We start from the raw sequence: 19,741 nt of genomic DNA on the forward strand, positions 1-19,741 counted from the left end.
GCCCCACCCATGGAGAGAATGCTATGGCTTTTCCGGTGAAGTGGTTTGCGAGCAATATGCAGGGGGCGCCGAGCCTGGGGGATACCACTGCCGGCGCACTGACGGCGCTGCTCAAGGCGGTGCTGGTGACCGGCTTTGGCAACCTGACCATCAACGCCCTGGTGTGGGATGCGACCGAGGGCGCCGCCAAGGCCACCTTCTCGGGGGGCCATGCCTATCTGCAAGACTCGGTGATCGAGGTGACCGGCGTCAGCCCCGGCGGCTATAACGGCGAGCACCGCATCAAGAAGGTGAGCAGCACCGAGGTCTGGTTCGAGCTGGACGCCGGCAACCCCGGCATGGCCGGCAGCGGCGCAACCATGACCATGAAGGTGGCCCCGCTCGGCTGGACCCTGACCCATGAGAGTGGGGACGGCATGGTGGCCATCTACCGGCCGACCAACGTCAGCGAGTCGGGCAACGTCTCTCTGCGCATCGACAACACGGCGTTCTCGGGGTGGACTGGCGCGACCTACAGGGCTTATTTAGCCAAGGCTCAGCTTGTGGAGGATGTCGTTGATATCAACACCTACACCCTGATCTATGACCACCGCTGGCCCTGCACGGGGCGCTACTCCGATAAGCGCTGGGATTTGATTGGCGACAGCCAGCTGATCTACTTCCTGCCCGCTTATGCTCAGCACAGTTGCCAGCCGGTGTTGATGTTCGGCTATATCAAGTCGGTTCGCCCCGGTGACCGCTATCATGCGGTGCTGAGCACCTACTCGACGACTACGGCGGATGATTCTAGTCGCCGCTGGGATCAGACCGGTCTTTCGCAGAATTACGCTTACGTCTATAACAGCCTGCTGGCCTTCGATGACAGCAATCATAGGGCGATGGCACGTCCCTATCATCAATTGTTCGGGGTGACAGGGTGGTGGTTAAAGGGGTTGTTCGGCCGCTTCGGCAATGGGATGAATATTCCCAACGGGCCGGATAATGCGTTCTACATGAGCACCGATCCCATCATGGTGATGGAGACCAACAACCATTTGCGCGGCTATCTGCCGGGTTTGGTGGTCCCCTATGCCAATGTCGCTGCCTTCACCCGTAAAAACTTTGCCAACATGCCGGCCTTGCCAGGCAAGATCGTGCGGTTTATTCAATCCACCTACAACGAAAACAGCGTGGCTGCCCCCGCTTCCCTGATGGGGTTCGATCTGACCGGGCCCTGGAGGTAATCATGGCAAGCGATCAAGCGCTACGAGACCTGATCCTGGCCAGTAATCCGGTGGTATATTACCCCTTGAACAACCCCAGCAACCTCGGGCTTGACCTGTCGGCCAATGCCCATCACGGCAGCCAGAGCGGCACCTTCAGCCAGCAGATAAAGACACTGTTTGGTATGGATCTGACCATGACCAAGGGGGTCAGTTCGCCACTGGTCACAGTACCAGACCGGGCCGAATTTCGGGGTAACAAGCTGACCATCGAACTGGTGGTGGCCGGGGTGGCTGACGAAAACGTGGTATGGCTGGAGCGGGGGGGAGCCAACAATAACTGGTCGGTGCAATCCTACACCTCAGCGCAAGCACCTGGCCAGGTGCCTGCGTTTGGTTCCTTTCTGGGGGTGCCCACTACTCCTAGCGTTTTTCAAGGCGCGGCCAGCAACCTGCCAGGGCTTGCTCATATCGTGTTGGTAATGGATGGCGCTAAATTATCGACAGCGGTCAATGGAACAGTGAGTCAAACCAGCATCAACACTGGTTCTGGTTCACAAGCCATTCAGACGGCGGTGCCGCTGCATCTGTTTTCTCGGGGTGGAACGGCAGGGCCATCTAATGGGTACATGGCCCACCTTGCTATCTACAACCGAATCCTAACCAGCGACGAGATCCTGGCCCGCTCTGCCCTGTTTTTTGGGGCCATGGGCTGGGAAGTTCATCACCTCACCGCCACCCTCGCCAACCAGGAGCCCCGTAGCCAATTCCAGCCGCAGGACGTGGCCTGGCGCGGCAGCCCGCCATTGTTTGCCGGGCCGGTGCTGGCTCAGGAGTTGACCCAGTTCCCGATGATCAAGGGGCGGGACTATTTCTGGCTACGGGATGGGGTGCGCAATGTGGAGCAGGGCTACATCGAGAGCACGGTGACCATCGACGGCGAGGGGGTGGCCCGGCGGGTGCTCTGCTTCACCCAGTCCGGCGAGCTGGTAGCCGAGACCACGAGCCGGGCCAGTGATGGAAAATATCGGTTCGATCTGCTGTGGCTGAACCGCCGTTACATGCTGGTCGCCCAGGATGATCCGGCGTTCGGCCCCGCCGATTACAACGCCGTGGCCGCCGACTTCCAGCTGCCCAAACCCTACGCCCCCGGTGAGGGGATCGGCCTGACAGGAGCATGACATGCTGACATTTTCGGACCCCTTGCGCACCAGTCGCGTCCAGCTGTTGGCCACGGCCATCGACGCCGGCAGCACCGGCCCGGCGACCCTCAAGATCTACGTTGGCCCCCGGCCTGCCCCAGGTGCTGCCATCACCGGTTCGTTGCTGGCGACCCTCCAGTTTGCCCACCCCTGCGCCCAGACCGTCACCGGGGGCATGCTGGCGCTCAAGCCCCTGGCCGAGCAGCTGGTCAGCGGCAACGGGATCCCGAGCTGGGGGCGCATCAGCGACCGGGACGGCAGCTTTGTGGCGGATCTCGATGTGGGGCCGCCAGGCAGTGGCGCCGACATTGAGATCCCCGCCGACGAGCTGTTTAGCGGCGCCATGCTGCGCATCAACAGCGCCACCATCACCGAGCCCTAATCCACCCCTGACCCACCGAGGCAAGCATGGCCAGAACCGATCCCGCCCTGGAGCTGCGCAAGGCCCGCCAGAACACCGGCGCGATGGAGCTGAACCCCAGCGCCATCCAGCGTTATGCGGCGGTGCTGCGCGGCACCAGCCTGCCGCCCGTGCTCGCCTGCTCGCCGGGGTTGGTGCTGCCTGCGGCGCTGCACCCGGTGCTGGCCAACCCGCAGGCCGAGGTGGTGGCGGGGCTCATCCACCAGGGCAGCCTTGCCAGCACCCCGGCGGCGCCGGTTGCCGACCTGGTGGCGACCATCATTATCGAATGCGCCTGGTCCAGTACCGCTCAGCCGGTGAGCCATCACCTGCAAGCGGGTTATGACATCAACGTATTTCGGGGGGCAAGCCACACCAGCCAAGACGACTGGCAGCGCGCCGCCCTGCTCACCGAGGCCGTGGCCAGTGACTGGCAGACGCCCGCCGTGATGGCGGTGGCGAGGGGGAACGACTGGCAGGAGGGGGCCGTGCTGACCGATGGGGTCACCGAGCACAGCGGCATCATGCCCAAGCGCTACCAGGTGCATCAGGGCCGCTTTGACGAGGGGCAGCCCCTCGGTGCCCAGGCTGGCCACTCGTTCGACAGCCTGCCCCCTGGCCATACCGTGGTGGGCACCCTCTGGGTGGAGGCGGCCAAGGTCGACAGCTGGCACCTGTCGGGCTACCGCTACCCGCCCAGATTGGACCGGGCATGGCAGGCCGACACCTGGCAGCAAGGCGCCCCGCTGGGCCAGGTGCTGGGGGGAGACTGGCAGCTCGGTGACCCGCTTCACAAAGGCTGGCGGGATGGCTGGGATGAGGCAATCCAGCCACCGCCCGGCACCAGCCCCTACCCCGAGAAGCCGGTGGAGCCCGCCAAGCCGGAACGGCGCAAGCTCCAGCTGGCCTTTAACCGCTTGCGCGGTGACGCCAGCCTTGAGTTCGTTTGGTACGGGCAAGACGCCCAGATCGTGATTCCGACCCGGAGGGTTTACCTGGTGAGTAACACAGCAAGCATTGTACGGGTGCGCGATGGCCTCGACATTCCCGCTACCTCGTTAAGCATCGAGCTCGACACCGACTCCTGGGCCTGGCAGTTCAGTGCCCAGATCCCGCGCATCGCGGCGGCTGCCCTGACTGATGAGGAGGAGGTGAGCATCCACATCAATGGTCAGCAATGGGATTGTGTGTGCGATGGCTGGCAGTCGAGCCAGAGCTTTGCCCGCGAATCCGCCACCCTGTCCGGCCGTTCTCGCACCGCCTACCTGTCGCCAACCCATCTCTTGCCACACGCGGTGAGCGAGAGTGCGGCGGCCACCATGGCCCAGCTGGCGGCGGCTCTGCTGCCGTTTGGCTGGACACTGGACTGGCAGGCGCCGGATTGGCTGGTACCGGCCGGGTTCTTCAGCCTGGATAGCCAGACCCCGATTGAGGCGATCAAGTACCTGGCCGAGGCAGCCGGGGGCTTTGTGCTGCCGCACCAGCGCAGTCAGCACCTGGTCATCATGCCGCGCTATCCGACCGTGCCCTGGCAGCTCGACACCGCCCTGGCCGATGTGGCCATCCCTCGGGCCATCATCACGACCCTGGGCAGCGACTTCCAACCGGGGCAGGCAGCCAACGGGATATGGGTTAGCGGTGGCCATCAGGGCATCAGTGCGCGGGTGCTGCGTCAGGGGACGGCGGGCGAGCGGCAGGCACCGACCATCACCCACCCGCTGGTGTGCGATGTGCTGGCGGCCCGTGCCCAGGGCGTGGTGGCCCTGGCCAAGACCCTGCCGAGGCGCACCCAGACCATCGAGCTGCCACTGTCGGCAGATACGGGTCTGATTCTTCCGGGGGCACTGCTCGCGGTGGATGGCTGGAAGGGCTATAACCGGGGCGTCAGGGTCTCTGCTGCACTGCAGAACAAAGCCATGACGGTACGCCAGCAGTTGAGCGTGGAGCGTTTTGTATGAACCTGTTTAAGCGATTCATGGAGCTGGTGCCCGGCGCCGATCCATTGCTGGTCGGTACCGTCACGGCGACGACCGGCACTAGCACCACGTTGGAGGCACTGGGTGGTGGCGTGGTGGTGGTGCGAGGGGGAGGGGTGGCCATCGGCCAGAAGGCCTTTTACCGGGGTGGAGAATTGGTAGGTGACGCGCCGGAATTGCCTACCTATGAGATCGAAGTCTGAACCTTCAGGTGGATCAGTAGAGCTACAATTGATGCCATCAATTAGCCTGTGAATGACGGACAAGGAGTCGGAATGAAACACTGGATATTGCTTGGCTTGGCCGCGTTGCTTCCGCTAACCGCTGAGGCTGGTGCGATGAGATGTAAGAGTGCGCTGATCAGCGCAGGTGATGCCGCCTTTAACGTACAAAAGAAGTGCGGCCAACCCCAGATGAAAGAAGACATCATCGACACTCGCCTGCTCGATGCACCGAAAGTGGGGGAGCGCTGGACCTACCAGAAGAGTGAGCAAGATATCCCGCAAGTGGTGACCATCATGGATAGCAAGGTTGTATCCATAGAGGACCTTACTCGTTGAGACGTTACCGGCCAAACGTGGTCATTGATTGCGCGACTTATCACGCCTGTTGGACGTTTTTCCCTTGCGCATCATTGCTACTGTGAGATCTGACAGTATTATAACTCTTGGTGATGAGCACGACGATCCCCCAATATTAGCGCCGTAAATTTGGGGCCATTCTGGGGCCATCGAAGAGATAAATTTAGCGTTTGGGGCCAAATTGGGGCCACATTAAGAGCTAAGTTAAGCTATGAAAAGCCAAAGAAGAATTAAATTAATATGCTGTTTTGTCTAGCTTTATGCGGCTCGCGTTAGCTCTGAATGGCTTTTGATAAATTCCAATGATTCATGGTGTAAATAAATTGAGCCATTGGCTAATTCTCTTCCTTTTCAGCAGCTTAATGTCTTGGCATTAACAGACTGAGGTCGTGGTGGGCCTGGTCGGCAGAGGCCAACCCGGTTCCAAAAAACCCGTCGATTGTAAACCAATGGGCAGGGGGCGGCAAAGTGGACAACAGATTGGTTATTGCGGGCCGACGCACCTCTGAGCAGGGCGCGGGATAGTGAAAGCCAGGGGGCAACGTCATCGGGGGAGAAAGCTTAATTTTTCCTTAAGCCTGATCCGATAGGATTCGGTCTGCCCCCTGGATGGCGGGTTCGGCAATCTGGTACCGGTGGGCATGGTCACCGTGGCCGTCGCACCGCCTTGGGTTGGTCGTGCCCCGAGTAGTAGAGCACCCGTTGCACGTACTCTTGGGTCTCCTGATAGGGTGGCACGCCCCCGTAGCGGACCACGGCCTGTTCACCGGCGTTGTAGGCGGCACTGATCCTGACCCAGTCTGGACCGAACTGCTTCTCCAGCCACTTCAGATAGATCATGGCGCCACGGATGTTCTGCTCCGGATCGAACGGGCGGGTCACTCCGAATCGCTGCTGCGTTTCGGGGATGAGTTGCATGACGCCCTGCGCCTGTTTGGGCGAGACGGCGAAGCTGTTGAGGTTCGACTCGGCGATGGCAATGGCCAGCGCCAACTGCGGGTTGACCTTGTGGCGGTGAGCCGCCTGGCGGATCAGGACAGCCAGCTTCTGTTTGGTGAGGGACTGGCGGGCCAGGTAGCTATCCTGATCGAAGGGGACACCGGGGCGTATCCAGGGCGCTCCGCCGGAGCCGCCACCGATGCCGCAGGTGCCGAGGGGCGCATTGCCCACCCGTGCGTTGTAGTAGCGGGTGGCCTGCTGGTTGCCAAGGCGCATGGCCATGGCGAGATAGGCGTTGGCATGGCTGGCACTGCGGATCCCTTGTGGCCCGCGAGCCAGCAGGCGACCGATGCGAAAATAGGCTTCCGGGTTGCCGAGGCTGGCCGCGTTGCAGTAATGGGCGATGGCTTGCCGCGGGTTGCTGCGCTCGATGGCGGCGCCCTGACGCAAGGCGCTCATGGCCTTGGGCGCCTGGCGAAATGACTCGGCATGGGACGATGTGGTGGCGAGCAGTATCAGGAGTCCCCAGCCCCAAGTGCAGAGTCGCTGCATGATGAATACCTCATATTTGTATCCGCAAGATATAGGTCCTCTATGGGGCGGTTGCCAGCCGGGCGATGGAACATGTGGTTATGTGTTCGACCATCAGAGATGAAAACGGTATGGAACTTTTGGTGATCAGAAATTAACCAATCCAATTGGCGCCACGAGACATGAGGGTGAGACCAGCGACACGACGCTTTCAATCACCCTGTTAATGATGCGATTGTTACTACCGAGGTGATAAACTGCGGGTATCAATTTTTTTAACACCTTGTATTTGCATGAGGTTCGAACAGCCGTCTGCCGCCACTCATGGTGCAACTGACAGTGTGTTATCTCCTTTTTTATAGTCGGGAAGCTCATATGGGTTATTCAATCGATGTATCAGTCGTGGTGCCCGCCAAGGATGAACGGGACAATCTGGCTCCCCTTATCGGCGAGATCGATGCCGCGTTGGCGGGGAAGTACGACTACGAGTTGATTTACGTGGATGATGGCAGCGAGGATGACAGCTTTGCCGTCCTCGGCGAGCTGAAGTCTCGCTTCGCCAGCCTGAGGGTGGTGCGTCACGTACGTGCCGTCGGCCAGAGCATGGCGGTGCTGAGCGGGGTACGCCATGGCCGTGGTGATTGGCTGGTGGTGTTGGACGGCGATGGCCAGAACGATCCGGCCGACATTCCCGCCATGCTGGAAGAGGCCAAGCGCCGCTTCGCGCAGGATCCCACGCAAGTGGGACTTATCGGTCACCGTGTCAATCGCCGCGATGATTGGGTCAAGCGACTCTCCTCCAAACTGGCCAACGGTTTTCGCAATATGTTGCTGCGTGACGGCATCCCGGATACTGGCTGTGGTCTCAAGGTGGTTCGTCGTGACTGGTATCTGCGTCTGCCCTCATTCAACCACATGCACCGCTACATTCCGGCGCTGATCCAGGCTCAGGGGGGGCGGATGTCGCCCTGGCCGATCAACCACAGACCCAGACAGGCGGGCGTCTCCAAATATGGCGTCTGGAACCGGCTCTGGGTCGGGCTGGTGGACGTGGTCGGCGTCTGGTGGTTGCAGCGCCGCTCCAAGGTGGTCGAGGTCAGGGAGACATTGGAGTGATCTATGCCCTGTTTTCGATGCCATTGATCTGGCTGGACTGGCGTGAGAGTGCTTTGCATGTGACAGGTTGGAATCAGGAGTGGCCGATATGATCGATGCCTTGCTTTCGATGCCGCTCGACTGGCTGGACTGGACTGGCTTGCATGTGACCGGCTGGAAGATCATCGGTTACACGGGGGCACTGATGTTCGGCGGCCGCTGGCTGGTGCAGTTCGTCGCCTCCAAGCGCGCTGGCAAGCCGGTGATCCCTCGCATGTTCTGGTACATGAGCGTGCTCGGCAGCCTGATGACCCTGAGTTACTTCGTCTTCTCCCCCAAGCAGGACTCCGTCGGCGTGCTGCAAAACCTGTTCCCCACCTTTACCGCACTCTACAGCCTCTATCTGGATATCCAGCATCGTGGCTGGAAGCGGGACAAGCTTGCCAATAACGAGACCCGTCATGATAGATGATCACTCCCGGTTCAACCGGCTCGTCCTGGATATCCCGTTTCGGGGTTGGAAGCGGGACAAGCTGACCCATAACGAGGCTTGCCATGGTGAATGATCGTTACCTGCTCAATCAGACTTCCCTCGGCTGGCTGCTGCTGATCGCGCTGGTGGTGTTGGGGGCTGGCCTCGGCCTGCGAGATCCCTGGCCCGCCGACGAGCCGCGCTTCGCTCTGATCGCCAAGGAGATGGTGGAGAGCGGCCAATGGCTGTTCCCCATGCGCGGTGGCGAGATCTATCCGGACAAGCCGCCGATGTTCATGTGGGGGATTGCCATCGGTTATGTGCTGACGGGTTCCATCAAGGTGGCATTCTTGCTGCCCTCCCTGCTGTCGGGTCTGCTGACCATCACCCTGGTGTGGGACCTGGGTCGCCGTCTGTGGAGCCCGTCGGTCGGCTTCCTGGCCGGGTTGTTGCTGCTGTTCACCGTCCAGTTCACCCTGCAGGCCAAGACGGCGCAGATCGATGCGCTGGTCACCTGCTTCATCACCCTCGGGGTCTATGGCTTCATCCGCTTCCTGCTCTGTGACGGCGGCTGGCGCTGGTACTGGCTCGGCTGGTTCGCCGCCGGGCTTGGCATCATCACCAAGGGGGTGGGGCTGCTGGCCCTGCTGATCCTGATCCCGGCAATCTGGACCCACTGGGAGAAGATCCGTACAGCCTCCCGGGCCGATTGGCTCAAGGGATTGGCCGGGCCCCTGTTCATGCTGCTGGCCATCGGCCTGTGGCTGGTGCCCATGCTGGGCACCGTGGCTCAAAGCGGGGACCCCATCTTGCAAGCGTATCGGGACAATATCCTGCTGCGCCAGACGGTGACCCGTTATGCCAACGCCTGGCACCACGTCAAACCCTTCTGGTACTACCTCAGCTCGGTGATACCGCCGTTCTGGCTGCCGCTCTCCCTGCTGCTGCCCTGGCTGGTGGGGGAATGGCACAAGGGGATCCTGGCGCGGGACAAGCGGATCATACTGCTGCTCGGTTATCTGGTGCTGGTGATCGTCTTCTTCTCGGCCTCGCCGGGCAAGCGCGGTGTCTATGTCACGCCGGGCACACCGGCGCTGGCGTTGCTGGCAGCTCCCTTCATCGGCGCGCTGCTGACGCGGGTCTGGCCCGCTCGTCTGCTGGGAGGGCTAGGTTGGCTGCTGGGGATCCTCTGTGTGGGGGGCGCCGGGGCGCTGGCATTCAGTACCAAGCTGGCGAGCAAGGTCGGTGACCTAGGTCCGGCGCCCTGGTTACCCGTGTTGGCCATGGGAGCGGCACTGCTGCTCATCAATGCTCTGCTGCGCCGTGCACCGCTCAGTGCCATCCTCTGCTCTCTGGCTGTAGGTTGGCTCATCTACTCCAGCTGGATCTGCGTGAAGCTCAACGATATGCGCACCCCGCAGGGCGTGATGACGTTGGCGGCAGAGCGGGTGCCTGCGGGGGATGAGCTGCTGCTCGCCGGCTTCAAGGAGCAGCACCTGCTGTTCAGCCAGCAACCGCTCTGGCACTACTCCTATCAGATGCCCGATGGGGAGCAGGCTCGCGAGGCGGCGGCCTGGGTCGCCGGCGCACCCAAGCGCTGGGTGCTGGGCGCCGCCGACATCATGACGGTGTGCTTCGATCCGGCGCGGATGGAGAACCTCGGCAATCGCCATCGCACCGACTGGTTGCTGGCCGACAGCGCGGCGCTGAAGCCCGAGTGCCAGGGCCTGGCCGCCAGGGTCGAGCCCTTCCACTACGCACCGGGTCCTCACGCCGGGCAATGAGGTCCTGACGACAACGAGAAAAGGGGCTGCCAGTGGCAGCCCCTTTTCATTTTATTGTCAGCGCGGTCGGTGCGTTTAGATCCGGTAGTACGCCTTGTACCAGTCGACGAAGCTCTCTACCCCTTCCTTCAAGGCGACCCGGGGGCGATAGCCGGTGGCCTCGAATAAGGATCCGGTGTCGGCCCAGGTGGCGAGCACGTCGCCGGGCTGCATCGGCAACAGGTTGCGAACCGCCGGTTTGCCGAGCGCCGTCTCTATGGCCTCCACGAAGTCCAGCAATCGCACCGGGCTGCCGTTGCCGATGTTGTAGAGGCGATAAGGCGCCGGGCTGGTGTCGGTCTGTCCCTGCCAGTTGGCATCGCCGACCGGTGGCCGGTCCGCGATGCGCACTATGCCTTCCACTATGTCGTCGATATGGGTGAAGTCCCGGCTGAGCTGGCCCTGGTTGTAGATGTCGATGGGCTCCTCCTTGAGGATGGCGCGCACGAACTTGAACAGCGCCATGTCGGGCCGTCCCCAGGGGCCGTAGACGGTGAAGAAACGCAGTCCCGTGGTGGGAAGGCCATAGAGATGGGAGTAGGAGTGGGCCATCAGCTCGTTGGCCTTCTTGCTCGCCGCGTAGAGGGAGACGGGGTGATCCACCCCGTCCGAGGTCTTGAACGGCATCTGCTCGTTGAGGCCATACACCGAGCTCGACGAGGCGTAGACCAGGTGCTGCACCCCGTGATGGCGGCACCCCTCCAGTACCGTGAGGGTGCCGGTGAGGTTGCTGTCGGCATAGGCAAAGGGGTTGTCGAGGGAATAGCGCACCCCGGCCTGGGCGCCGAGGTGGATCACCCGCTCGAACAGCTCTCCGGCAAACAGCGCCGCCATGGCGGTGCGATCGGCGAGATCCAGACGCTCGAAGCGAAAGCCGGGCAGGGAGCTGAGCCGCGCGAGGCGCGCCTCCTTCAGGCTCACCTCGTAGTAGTCATTCAGGTTGTCGATACCGACCACCTGATGGCCTTCGGCGCAGAGCCGCTGCGCCACGTGAAAGCCGATGAAGCCGGCGGCGCCGGTGACCAGGTATTTCATTGGGGGCGCTCCAGGCTGTCGCCGCGACCGATGGCGTAATAGGTGAAGCCGCGTTGGCGCAGGCGGGCCGGATCATAGAGGTTGCGGCCATCGATGATGACGGGCTGGGTCAGGGTGCGCTGGATCAGCTCGAAGTCGGGGGCACGGAACTGCTGCCACTCGGTGCAGATGAGCAGGGCGTCGGCACCCTTGAGGGCCGCCTCCTGGGTGCCGCACAGGCTCAGGTCGTCCCGCAGGCCGTAGAGGTGTTGGGCCTCGCTCATGGCCTGGGGATCGAACGCCTGCACCTTGCCGCCAGCGGCCCAGATGGCCTCCATCAGTACCCGACTCGGCGCCTCGCGCATGTCGTCGGTGTTGGGCTTGAAGGCGAGGCCCCAGAGCGCGAAGGTGAGCCCGCGCAGATCGGCGCCGAAGTGCAGGTGCAGCCGCTCGATGAGCTTGTGCTTCTGGCGATCGTTGACCCGCTCCACCGAGCGCAGCAGGGGCGCCTCGCAGCCAATCTCGCTGGCGGTGTGGATCAGCGCCTTGACGTCTTTCGGGAAGCAGGAGCCGCCATAACCGCAGCCGGGGTAGATGAAGTGGTAGCCGATGCGCGGATCGGCGCCTATGCCCTTGCGCACCGCCTCGATGTCGGCCCCCAGCTTCTCCGCCAGATTGGCCATCTCGTTCATGAAGGAGATCTTGGTGGCCAGCATGGCGTTGGCGGCGTACTTGGTGAGTTCGGCGCTGTGCACATCCATCTGGATGATGCGATCGTGATTGCGGTTGAAGGGGGCGTACAGCTCCTCCAGCAAGGCGATGGCGTGGGCAGCGTCGGTACCGATGATGATGCGATCCGGCCGCAGGCAGTCGGCCACGGCAGCCCCTTCCTTGAGAAACTCCGGATTGGAGACCACCTCGAGCGGGAAGTTGACGCCGCGCTCGGTGAGGATGGTGGCGATATGCTGGCGTACCTTGGTGGCCGTGCCGACCGGCACAGTGCTCTTGTTGACCACCACCTTGCTGCCCTGCATCAGGCGGCCTATGGTGCCCGCCACCGCCAGCACGTGTTTGAGATCGGCAGAGCCATCTTCATCCGGCGGGGTGCCGACCGCGATGAAGATCAGTTCGGCGAAGCTCACCCCCTCGTTCACGTCCGTGGTGAAGTGCAGGCGACCGCCCTGATGGTTGGCCACCACCATGGGGGCGAGACCGGGTTCGAAGATGGGAATGATGCCCTCCTTCAGGCGCTCGACCTTGGCGGCATCCACATCCACACAGGTCACCTGGTGGCCCATCTCGGCCAACACTGCGGCCTGGACCAGCCCCACGTAACCTATTCCGAATACGGTGACTCTCATCTGCTGTTGCTCCTTGGTGCTGGCAGTGGCAAGGCCTCCATTCTAGAACGATTTGCGTGTTCGATCAGCGGGATCCTGCGACTCGTTCAGGCTAAGAGCAGGCTGGTGCGAATGGCATATTTTGGTGCAAGGAGTGTAACGCCGGGCTGACGCGCACTGTTTCGGGGCGTTGGGCCGCACTCTTGTGATCTGGCTCACTCAAACCGGACACTGTGCTCATAACGAAGCCCCGATACACGGGGCTCGCATGCCCGCAGGGCAGACACTCTTTTCACTTCGCTATGGACATCGGTTATGGACAACACCCCCCGCCTGGCACATCCGATCTATGAGGATGTGCTCGCCCTGCTGACCGCGGCAGGTTTCGTATCACTCGGCATCTTCCTGTTTCATCAGGTCGGGCTGCTCACCGGCGGCACCGCCGGGCTGGCGCTGCTGTTGCAACAGATGACGGGCCTGAGCTTCGGCCTGCTGTTCTTCTGCATGAACCTGCCGTTCTACGCCCTGGCCTGGCTCAGGATGGGGCCGCGTTTCACCCTCAATACCTTCGCCTCGGTCGCGGTCGTCTCCTTCATGACGGACCACCTTAATGGGGTGCTGCAGATTGGCAAGATAGAGCCCGTCTACGCGGCCCTCATCGGCGGCACCCTGATCGGCATGGGGTTGCTCATCATGTTTCGCCACAAATCGAGCCTGGGTGGCTTCAATATTCTGGCGCTCTTCATCCAGGACAAGTTCGGCATCCGGGCAGGAAAGCTGCAAATGGGGCTTGATTGCGCCATCGTCATCGCCTCCTTCTTCGTGGTATCGCCCTGGCTACTGGGCCTCTCGGTGGTGGCTGCCATCATCTGTAACCTGGTGTTGACACTCAATCACAAGCCGGGCCGTTATCAGATAGCCTGATGCGGCCCCGCCAGTCGAAACCAACAGAGCGCCCTCGGGCGCTCTGTTGTTATCTGCGTTTCGCTGACAAATTCGCGGTCACACCACCATGGGTAGGCCGGTGTCGGGGTGATGCAGCACTTGGGCCGGGTAGTCGTGTATATCGGGAGTGCGATGAGCCTAGCGTCATACCACCATGGGCAGACCGGTATCGGGGTGATGCAGCACCTGGGCCGGGTAGTCGTGTATATCGGGAGTGCGATGAGCCTGGCGTCACACCACCATGGGCAGGCCGGTATCGGGGTGATGCAGTACTTGGGCCGGGTAGTCGTAGAGCCGCGCAATGAGCTCCGGGGTCAGCACCTCGGCCGGGGTGCCGTCCGCCATCAGCTTGCCCTGCTCCAGCATCACTAGCCGGTCGGCATAGCGCGCCGCCAGATTCAGATCGTGCAACACCACCAGCACGGCGGTGTTGCGACCGGCGAGGGCGCGGGCCATGGTGAGCAGCTGATGCTGATACTTGAGATCGAGCGCCGAGGTAGGTTCGTCGAGCAGCAGCAGACGGGGGGCCTGCGGCTCTTCCGGTGCTTGCCAGATCTGGGCCAGCACCCGGGCAAATTGTACCCGCTGGCGCTCTCCTCCCGACAGGCCGGGGTAGAGGCGTCCGGTCAGATGCTCGACGCCGGCATGGATCATGGCGGCTTTGACTATCTCGTCACGGCGGCTGCCGGGTTCGGTGTGGGGCAGCCGGCCCATGGCCACCACCTCTTCGCACAGGAAGGGGAAGTTCAGCGACGAGCTCTGGGGCAGCACGCCGACGCTATGGGCCAGCGCGTTGCCAGCCCAGGCTTGCCGCTCGCGACCAAACAACGCGATCTCGCCGTCATATTCCAGCTCGCCGGTCAGGCACTTGAGCAGCGAGCTCTTGCCCGCCCCGTTCGGGCCTAGCAGGGCGGTCAGGGTGCCCGAGTGCAGGGAGAGGTTGAGCCTGTCCAGGATGAGGCGATCGCCCCTTGTCAGGCTGAGGTGCCGGCAGTCAAGCAGGGCGGGTGAGGATGATCCAGGCAAGAGCAGCTCTCCTGTTAAAGCGTCCGGCGGCTCTTGACCAGCAACCAGATGAAGAAGGGGGCACCGAGCAGGGCGGTGATGATGCCAACCGGCAGCTCGGCCGGTGCCAGCAGGGTGCGGGCTAGCATGTCGGCGCCGAGCAACAGGGCGGCACCGAGCAGGGCCGAGAGGGGTAGCAGCCTGACATGGTTGGGGCCAGCCAGCAGCCGCACCAAGTGGGGCACCACCAGTCCGACGAAGCCGATCATGCCCGCCACCGCCACTGCGACGCCGACACCGGCGGCGGTGAGCAGGATCAGGCGTCGCTTGAGGGATTGCACGTTCACCCCCAGATGCCGGGCCTCTCCCTCGCCCAGCAAGAGGGCATTGAGGGGATTGGCGTCGCGCACGAACAAGAGCAACAGAGTGACCAGGGTCGCCAGCGCCAGCGCCACGTCGGCCGGTTTGCCGGCGGCCAGGGATCCCATCTGCCACAGGCTGAGGTTACGCAGCATCTGATCGTCGGCCAGATAGGTGAGCAGCCCGATCACGGCGCCGGACAGGGCCGTGATGGCGACCCCGGCCAGCAGCATGACGGTGACGGACGTGCCACCCTCACGGGTGCCCAGCAAATATACAAGCGTGGTGGTCAGCGCCCCGCCGAGGAAGGCGAGCAGGGGCAGCAGGCCGATGCCGAGCAGGCTCTGCCACTGCTGACCCAGGGGGGCCAGCAGTACTATGGCGAGGGCCGCGCCGAGGGCTGCACCACCGGACACCCCTATGATGCCGGGATCTGCGAGGGGATTGCGAAACAGCCCCTGCATCACGGCGCCGCAGAGGCCGAGTATGCCCCCCACGGCGATGCACAACAGGGTGCGAGGCAGTCTGATCTCCTGCACGATCAGTAGTTTGTGCGCTTCGATCCCGCTCTCCTTGCCGGCGAACAGCGCCTGCAGACTCTCGCCAAAGGAGAGTGCCATGGGGCCGGTCGCGAGCGACCCGACCAGCAGCAACGCCAGGGTGGTGCCGGTAAGCGCGATCAGCCAGGGCAGCGGCAGGCGCATCATGAACCCTGCTGGATCCACTGGGCGATCTGGCTCGCCTGTTGCAGCGATCTCAGGCTCAGCCCCCCTTGCAGGGCATGGCCGTCGATGGCGTGGATGGCCTTGTTCTTGCCAGCCGGCGTGGCGGCCAGGGCGGGCACCTGGGCCAGCACGCTGTCGATGTTCTGATATTGCTGCCAGTCACGACCGCTCACCAGCACCAGGTCCGGCTGCATCTCGATCAGAGATTCGGTGGAGACGGGTTTGTAGTCGTGCAACTGGGCCACCGGGTTGATGCCGCCGGCCAGGGTCACCAGGGCGCTGGCGGTGGTATTGCCGCCTGCGATGCTGGTGGGCTGACCCTTGTGCAGCAGCAGGAAGGCGACCTTGAGCGGTTTGTTCTGGCTGGCCTGGGCCGCCAGCTGATCGCTCTGGCTGGCGATCTCGGCTTTCAGCTTGACGCCTGAGGCGGGATCCCCCAGCAATGCGGCCAGGGTATCGATGCGCTGATTAAGGTTCGCGAGGGTCGGCGCCGTGGCCAGCACATCGACCTTGACGCCGGCGCGGCGCAGCTGCTCCAGGGTAGAGGGAGGGCCCATCTCGTCGCTGCCGACTACCCGGGTCGGTGCCAGACTCAGGATCCCTTCGGAGGCCAGGGCGCGGTGATAACCAACCCTGGGCAGCGCCTTGGGCTCGGGGCTGCTGACATCGGTTGCGACCAGGCTCGCTTCTCCGCCGAGCGCCAGGATCAGCTCTGTGGTGGCAGGACCGACGCTGACGATGCGCTCTTGCGCCGTGGCAGACAATGAAAGGGATACGCAGCCGAGCAGGCTGAGTGCGAGGGCAAAACGACGGCCCATGCGAACCTCCGAAGGATGAATGAGAGTGGGATTGCCGCCGAGAATATCAAGCCCGTGAAAAAAATGCACTGATAATGAAAGCGATTATCAATTGCGTTGGGGCCGCCGCTTTATTACAGTATCCGCCGCGATACAGAGCACAATAGCCAGATTATCCCAAGGGAGAACCGATGAGCATTGCACAACGCATTCATGAGCTGCTGGAGCAAGATCCCGGCGCCCATCCCTCCAGCATCGCCAGCCAACTGGCGGTCAGCGAGTGGGAAGTGGTGCGCCACCTGCCCGCCGAGCTGGTGACCCTGGTGCCGGCCGAGCAGGCGGAAGCCTTGCTGGCCGACTTGGCCAGCTGGGGCCCGGTGACCACCATAGTCGAATCCGATGGCTCCATCTTCGAGGTGAAGGCCCCCTTCCCCAAGGGCAAGACCGCACGCGGTTACTACAACTTGATGGGCCGTGACGGCGAGATGCACGGTCACCTCAAGCTCGACAACGTGGTCGGCATCGCCCTGGTCAGCAAGCTGTTCATGGGCAAGGAGGGGCACTCCTTCCAGTTCTTTGGCCACAGCGGGCGTTGCATTTTCAAGGTCTATCTGGGGCGTGACGAGCAGCGTCAGCTGCTGCCGGACCAGGTGGAGCGCTTCATGGCCCTGCGCCGCCAGCATAATGAGGAAGTGAAAGCATGAGTGAACGTCAGGAACGTCTGCAGAACCGTCTGCAACCGGAGATCCGTGAGTTTCGTGACGGTTGCCGTACCCTGCAGCTCGCGACCGTGGATGGTGAAGGCAATCCCAATGCCAGCTATGCCCCCTTCGTGCTGCAGGAAGATGGCTACTATGTGCTGATCTCCGAGATAGCCCGCCATGCCCGCAACCTGCAACAGGTGCCCAAGGTGTCGCTGATGCTGATCGAAGACGAGAATGGCGCCCGCGAGCTGTTTGCCCGCAAGCGTCTCACCTTCGATGCGGTCGCCGAAGTGGTGGCACGGGATGACGAGCGTTGGGGCAAGGCCATCGGGGCCCTGGAAGGGCGCTTTGGCGATATCGTCAAGGGGCTGTCCAACCTCAAGGACTTCGTGCTGTTCCGCCTCAAGCCGGAGCAGGGTCTGTTCGTCAAGGGCTTCGGCCAGGCGTTCCGTGTCTCCGGTGACGAGCTGGTGGACTTTGTCCATCTGGTGGAAGGGCACAAGCGTGTCGACAACGGCGCCGAGCTGACCAGCGAGACAGATGCGCCGGTCTGATGGTGCAACCATGAGATACAAAACGGGCAGCCTGGGCTGCCCGTTTTTTTATGGGATTATCCTGCGGAGGTTCAGTCTTGCCAGGAGGCCAGGTTGGGGAAGGCGCTGCGATCGGCCTGGGTGGCGGTCTCGTTGCATTCTCCCCGGACCTTCCAGGAGGTCTGGCTGAGGACGATGTAGCCGGCGCGGCAATACTTGCGCGTGGCGAGCGTCTGGGTCAGCTGTTCGTCCTGCAGCGCCTCCCGGCGCTCCAGCAGAGCCTTGCTGTTGTCATTGGCATCCTGCAACCGACTCGGCAGCACCTCGAGCGGGGCGGCCTCGAAGGTGAAGCGCTTGCTCCCCTCTTCGTTGATGTGGGTGCGAAACAGGGGGGCCGGGCCATCCGGTGCCGATCCCGCCAGATTGGAGCAGGCGGTGAGCGGCGATAACAACAGCATGCAGACGACGGCAGGCAATAGACGCAAGGAAGACTCCATCAGATCAGGTCGACAGGGGCGGGCAGCTTAACACGCCGATACCGGTTGCGTGACGCCGAGCAACTGATCGGTGGTGAGCAGGGTCACGCTTCTGCCCTTTGACAGGCTGAGGTGCTGCCACATCCAGTGATGGTGCTCGATGATCTGCTCCGCACTGAGGTGGGGGCGATCCGCCGTGGTATGGGCGTCGGTCAGCACCGTCACGTCGAATCCCTTGCTGGCGGCGCTGCGCAGCGTGGTGTCGACACAAAAATCGGTGGCGCAGCCACTGATGAGCAGCCTGTCCACCGCCTGCTCTGCCAGCAGGAAGCCGAGTTCGGTGTCGAGGAAGCTGTCACAGGCGGTCTTGCGTACCCGGCTCTCCCCCGGGGCCGGGGTCAGGTCGGTATGCAGTTGCCAACCTGGGCTGTGGGGTTCGAGCTCCGAGCCCGGCTCGTCGTGCTGCACATAGATGACGCGCCCCTGGCTGGCGCGCACGCCGTCTGCCAGTCGATTGATATTGGCGATGACCTGCGCATCCTGATGGCGGGGTGAATCGAATAACCCCTGTTGCATGTCAATGACCAGTAACACATCCATATGAGATCCTCAGGCGATTGTCAGGGCTGCAACCACTGGCTGCAGTCACGGCTGCGGGATTGATGCAGCGCACCCATATCTTGCTTCATTTCATCGGCATTTAGCCAGCGCTCCGGCAGGGGCGCGATCCGGACCCTCACCTCGGGGGCGCGGCCGGCTGGCGCCTTGTCATCCGCCTGTGAGGGCGTTTCTGGCACGATCAGCGCCACCTTGAGGGCCGGGTTGCGGCTGGCGATGCGACTCGCGATCCCAAGCCCTCCCTCCACGTGGAAGTTGCCGGCGATGTGCATGATGCGCTGGCCGGGGTGTTTGCCTAAGTAGTCGACCATGCTCTCGGCCATGGTGTCATCCCAGCTGGTCTGGGCGGCGAAGCGGCGGGCATTGCCGTCGGCATCGCCGTGATGCAGGGAGGCCATGAATTTCTGACGGTAGCCATCGTCACTCAGGGTGAGCGTTCGGGCGAGCTGGCTGCGGCGGTTGGCGGGCAGCTTGTCCAGCCACTGTGGTCCCTCCTGGCCGACACAGCTGACCAGCGGCTTGGGGGCGTTGGCGGCGATAACGGGCAGGTGCTGCGCCTTGGCAAACTCCACCAGGGGGCGATAGTCGCTCGGGTAGTTGGGCCAGGCGTTGCCGTCCCGAATGAGCGCCGCTTCGCCGATGCGGCCGGCGAGATAGGCGTCCAGGGTCGGTTGATCGGCGCGGCTGAATTGCTCCATGGAGAGTACCTGCGCCCGGCCATCGGCCTGGGCGCGCTCGGTCAGCCCCGCCAGCAGGCGAGCCTGCAACAGGTGCACGGCCGGATGGGTGTGCAGCTCACCGACCAGTACGATGTCGGCGTCCGCCACCTTGTCCAGCGCCTGCGTCAGGGTGAGTGGCTTATCGCCCTGTCCTTCGCCGAGCTGGTAGTGATAGAGCGTCCGGGGTGCCTCTGTCTGCGGTGGGGTGGCACAGGCGGCCAGCAGCAGGGGCAGGGCGAGCAGGGGCAGTCGTCGAGTCATGGTATCTCACTAGCAATGGCAGA

Annotated in this window: 21 protein-coding genes; 12 read left to right on the plus strand and 9 right to left on the minus strand. The window is 62.9% G+C overall.

Annotated features, from left to right (window positions below; genetic code table 11):
* The first annotated feature begins 23 nt into the window (after window positions 1-23).
* The 6 genes from LG30_RS0110160 to LG30_RS0110185 all read left to right on the plus strand — a co-directional run bounded on the left by LG30_RS0110160 (window position 24) and on the right by LG30_RS0110185 (window position 5,340).
* Window positions 24-1,223, plus strand: a complete 1,200-nt coding sequence (locus LG30_RS0110160; RefSeq protein ID WP_033130583.1) for a hypothetical protein — start codon at window positions 24-26, stop codon at window positions 1,221-1,223.
* A 2-nt stretch (window positions 1,224-1,225) separates the two neighbouring features.
* On the plus strand, window positions 1,226-2,383 hold the full coding sequence (locus tag LG30_RS0110165; protein ID WP_052100974.1) for a LamG-like jellyroll fold domain-containing protein: 1,158 nt from the start codon (window positions 1,226-1,228) through the stop codon (window positions 2,381-2,383).
* Window position 2,384: 1 nt separating this feature from the next.
* On the plus strand, window positions 2,385-2,786 hold the full coding sequence (locus LG30_RS22525) for a hypothetical protein (RefSeq protein ID WP_052100975.1): 402 nt from the start codon (window positions 2,385-2,387) through the stop codon (window positions 2,784-2,786).
* Window positions 2,787-2,812: 26 nt separating this feature from the next.
* The gene (locus LG30_RS0110175; RefSeq protein ID WP_033130584.1) at window positions 2,813-4,762 is read left to right on the plus strand and encodes a hypothetical protein; all 1,950 of its coding nucleotides are present in this window, start codon (window positions 2,813-2,815) and stop codon (window positions 4,760-4,762) included.
* Window positions 4,759-4,983 (plus strand): hypothetical protein, encoded by a 225-nt coding sequence (locus LG30_RS0110180; RefSeq protein WP_033130585.1) that lies wholly within the window; start codon window positions 4,759-4,761, stop codon window positions 4,981-4,983. The genes LG30_RS0110175 and LG30_RS0110180 overlap by 4 nt, the downstream gene beginning before the upstream one ends.
* Window positions 4,984-5,055: 72 nt before the next feature.
* Window positions 5,056-5,340, plus strand: a complete 285-nt coding sequence (locus LG30_RS0110185) for a DUF2845 domain-containing protein (RefSeq protein ID WP_033130586.1) — start codon at window positions 5,056-5,058, stop codon at window positions 5,338-5,340.
* Window positions 5,341-6,006: 666 nt separating this feature from the next.
* Here LG30_RS0110185 and LG30_RS0110190 read toward each other — a convergent pair.
* On the minus strand, window positions 6,007-6,852 hold the full coding sequence (locus tag LG30_RS0110190; RefSeq protein WP_033130587.1) for a lytic transglycosylase domain-containing protein: 846 nt from the start codon (window positions 6,850-6,852) through the stop codon (window positions 6,007-6,009).
* A 354-nt stretch (window positions 6,853-7,206) separates the two neighbouring features.
* Here LG30_RS0110190 and LG30_RS0110195 point away from each other — a divergent pair, with 354 nt between their 5' ends.
* From LG30_RS0110195 to LG30_RS0110205, 3 genes are all read left to right on the plus strand, one after another.
* Entirely contained in the window at window positions 7,207-7,947 is a 741-nt protein-coding gene (locus LG30_RS0110195) for a glycosyltransferase family 2 protein (RefSeq protein ID WP_033130588.1), read from the plus strand.
* 88 nt (window positions 7,948-8,035) lie between these two features.
* A complete protein-coding gene (locus tag LG30_RS0110200) occupies window positions 8,036-8,398 on the plus strand; it encodes a lipid-A-disaccharide synthase N-terminal domain-containing protein (protein WP_033130589.1) in 363 nt (120 codons plus the stop codon).
* 83 nt (window positions 8,399-8,481) lie between these two features.
* Window positions 8,482-10,182 carry an ArnT family glycosyltransferase gene (locus LG30_RS0110205; protein ID WP_052100976.1) on the plus strand — a complete coding sequence of 567 codons (1,701 nt, stop codon included), beginning with the start codon at window positions 8,482-8,484 and terminating at the stop codon, window positions 10,180-10,182.
* Between the two features lie 75 nt (window positions 10,183-10,257).
* Here the strand turns inward: LG30_RS0110205 and LG30_RS0110210 are convergent, their stop codons facing one another.
* Together LG30_RS0110210 and LG30_RS0110215 are read right to left on the minus strand one after the other, a co-directional pair.
* On the minus strand, window positions 10,258-11,256 hold the full coding sequence (locus LG30_RS0110210; protein ID WP_033130590.1) for an NAD-dependent epimerase: 999 nt from the start codon (window positions 11,254-11,256) through the stop codon (window positions 10,258-10,260).
* Window positions 11,253-12,596, minus strand: coding sequence for a UDP-glucose dehydrogenase family protein (locus LG30_RS0110215; protein WP_033130591.1), 1,344 nt, complete (start codon window positions 12,594-12,596; stop codon window positions 11,253-11,255). The genes LG30_RS0110210 and LG30_RS0110215 overlap by 4 nt, the downstream gene beginning before the upstream one ends.
* Before the next feature lie 294 nt (window positions 12,597-12,890).
* Here LG30_RS0110215 and LG30_RS0110220 point away from each other — a divergent pair, with 294 nt between their 5' ends.
* Window positions 12,891-13,499, plus strand: coding sequence for a YitT family protein (locus LG30_RS0110220; RefSeq protein ID WP_033130592.1), 609 nt, complete (start codon window positions 12,891-12,893; stop codon window positions 13,497-13,499).
* A gap of 252 nt (window positions 13,500-13,751) precedes the next feature.
* Here LG30_RS0110220 and LG30_RS0110225 read toward each other — a convergent pair whose 3' ends face one another.
* From LG30_RS0110225 to LG30_RS0110235, 3 genes are read right to left on the minus strand one after another with little or no spacing between them, the layout of a single operon-like run.
* On the minus strand, window positions 13,752-14,546 hold the full coding sequence (locus LG30_RS0110225; protein WP_033130593.1) for a heme ABC transporter ATP-binding protein: 795 nt from the start codon (window positions 14,544-14,546) through the stop codon (window positions 13,752-13,754).
* 14 nt (window positions 14,547-14,560) lie between these two features.
* Entirely contained in the window at window positions 14,561-15,592 is a 1,032-nt protein-coding gene (locus tag LG30_RS0110230) for a FecCD family ABC transporter permease (protein ID WP_033130594.1), read from the minus strand.
* Window positions 15,589-16,428 (minus strand): heme/hemin ABC transporter substrate-binding protein, encoded by an 840-nt coding sequence (locus LG30_RS0110235; protein ID WP_033130595.1) that lies wholly within the window; start codon window positions 16,426-16,428, stop codon window positions 15,589-15,591. The genes LG30_RS0110230 and LG30_RS0110235 overlap by 4 nt, the downstream gene beginning before the upstream one ends.
* A gap of 170 nt (window positions 16,429-16,598) precedes the next feature.
* On the opposite strand from LG30_RS0110235, the gene hutX reads away from it, so the two are divergent.
* The gene (gene hutX / locus LG30_RS0110240) at window positions 16,599-17,111 is read left to right on the plus strand and encodes a heme utilization cystosolic carrier protein HutX (protein WP_033130596.1); all 513 of its coding nucleotides are present in this window, start codon (window positions 16,599-16,601) and stop codon (window positions 17,109-17,111) included.
* On the plus strand, window positions 17,108-17,665 hold the full coding sequence (gene hutZ, locus LG30_RS0110245; RefSeq protein WP_033130597.1) for a heme utilization protein HutZ: 558 nt from the start codon (window positions 17,108-17,110) through the stop codon (window positions 17,663-17,665). Before hutX ends, hutZ begins: the two co-directional genes overlap by 4 nt.
* Before the next feature lie 71 nt (window positions 17,666-17,736).
* Here hutZ and LG30_RS0110250 read toward each other — a convergent pair whose 3' ends face one another.
* Genes LG30_RS0110250 through LG30_RS0110260 form a run of 3 tightly spaced genes read right to left on the minus strand, consistent with a single transcriptional unit; the run spans window position 17,737 to window position 19,718 of the window.
* Window positions 17,737-18,129, minus strand: coding sequence for a hypothetical protein (locus LG30_RS0110250; protein ID WP_033130598.1), 393 nt, complete (start codon window positions 18,127-18,129; stop codon window positions 17,737-17,739).
* Window positions 18,130-18,168: 39 nt separating this feature from the next.
* Window positions 18,169-18,720 carry a cysteine hydrolase family protein gene (locus tag LG30_RS0110255; protein ID WP_033130599.1) on the minus strand — a complete coding sequence of 184 codons (552 nt, stop codon included), beginning with the start codon at window positions 18,718-18,720 and terminating at the stop codon, window positions 18,169-18,171.
* A 20-nt stretch (window positions 18,721-18,740) separates the two neighbouring features.
* The gene (locus LG30_RS0110260; RefSeq protein ID WP_033130600.1) at window positions 18,741-19,718 is read right to left on the minus strand and encodes a ChaN family lipoprotein; all 978 of its coding nucleotides are present in this window, start codon (window positions 19,716-19,718) and stop codon (window positions 18,741-18,743) included.
* Window positions 19,719-19,741 lie beyond the last annotated feature (23 nt).

The sequence above is a fragment of the Aeromonas aquatica genome (assembly GCF_000764655.1).
Classification (GTDB): Bacteria; Pseudomonadota; Gammaproteobacteria; order Enterobacterales; family Aeromonadaceae; genus Aeromonas; species Aeromonas aquatica.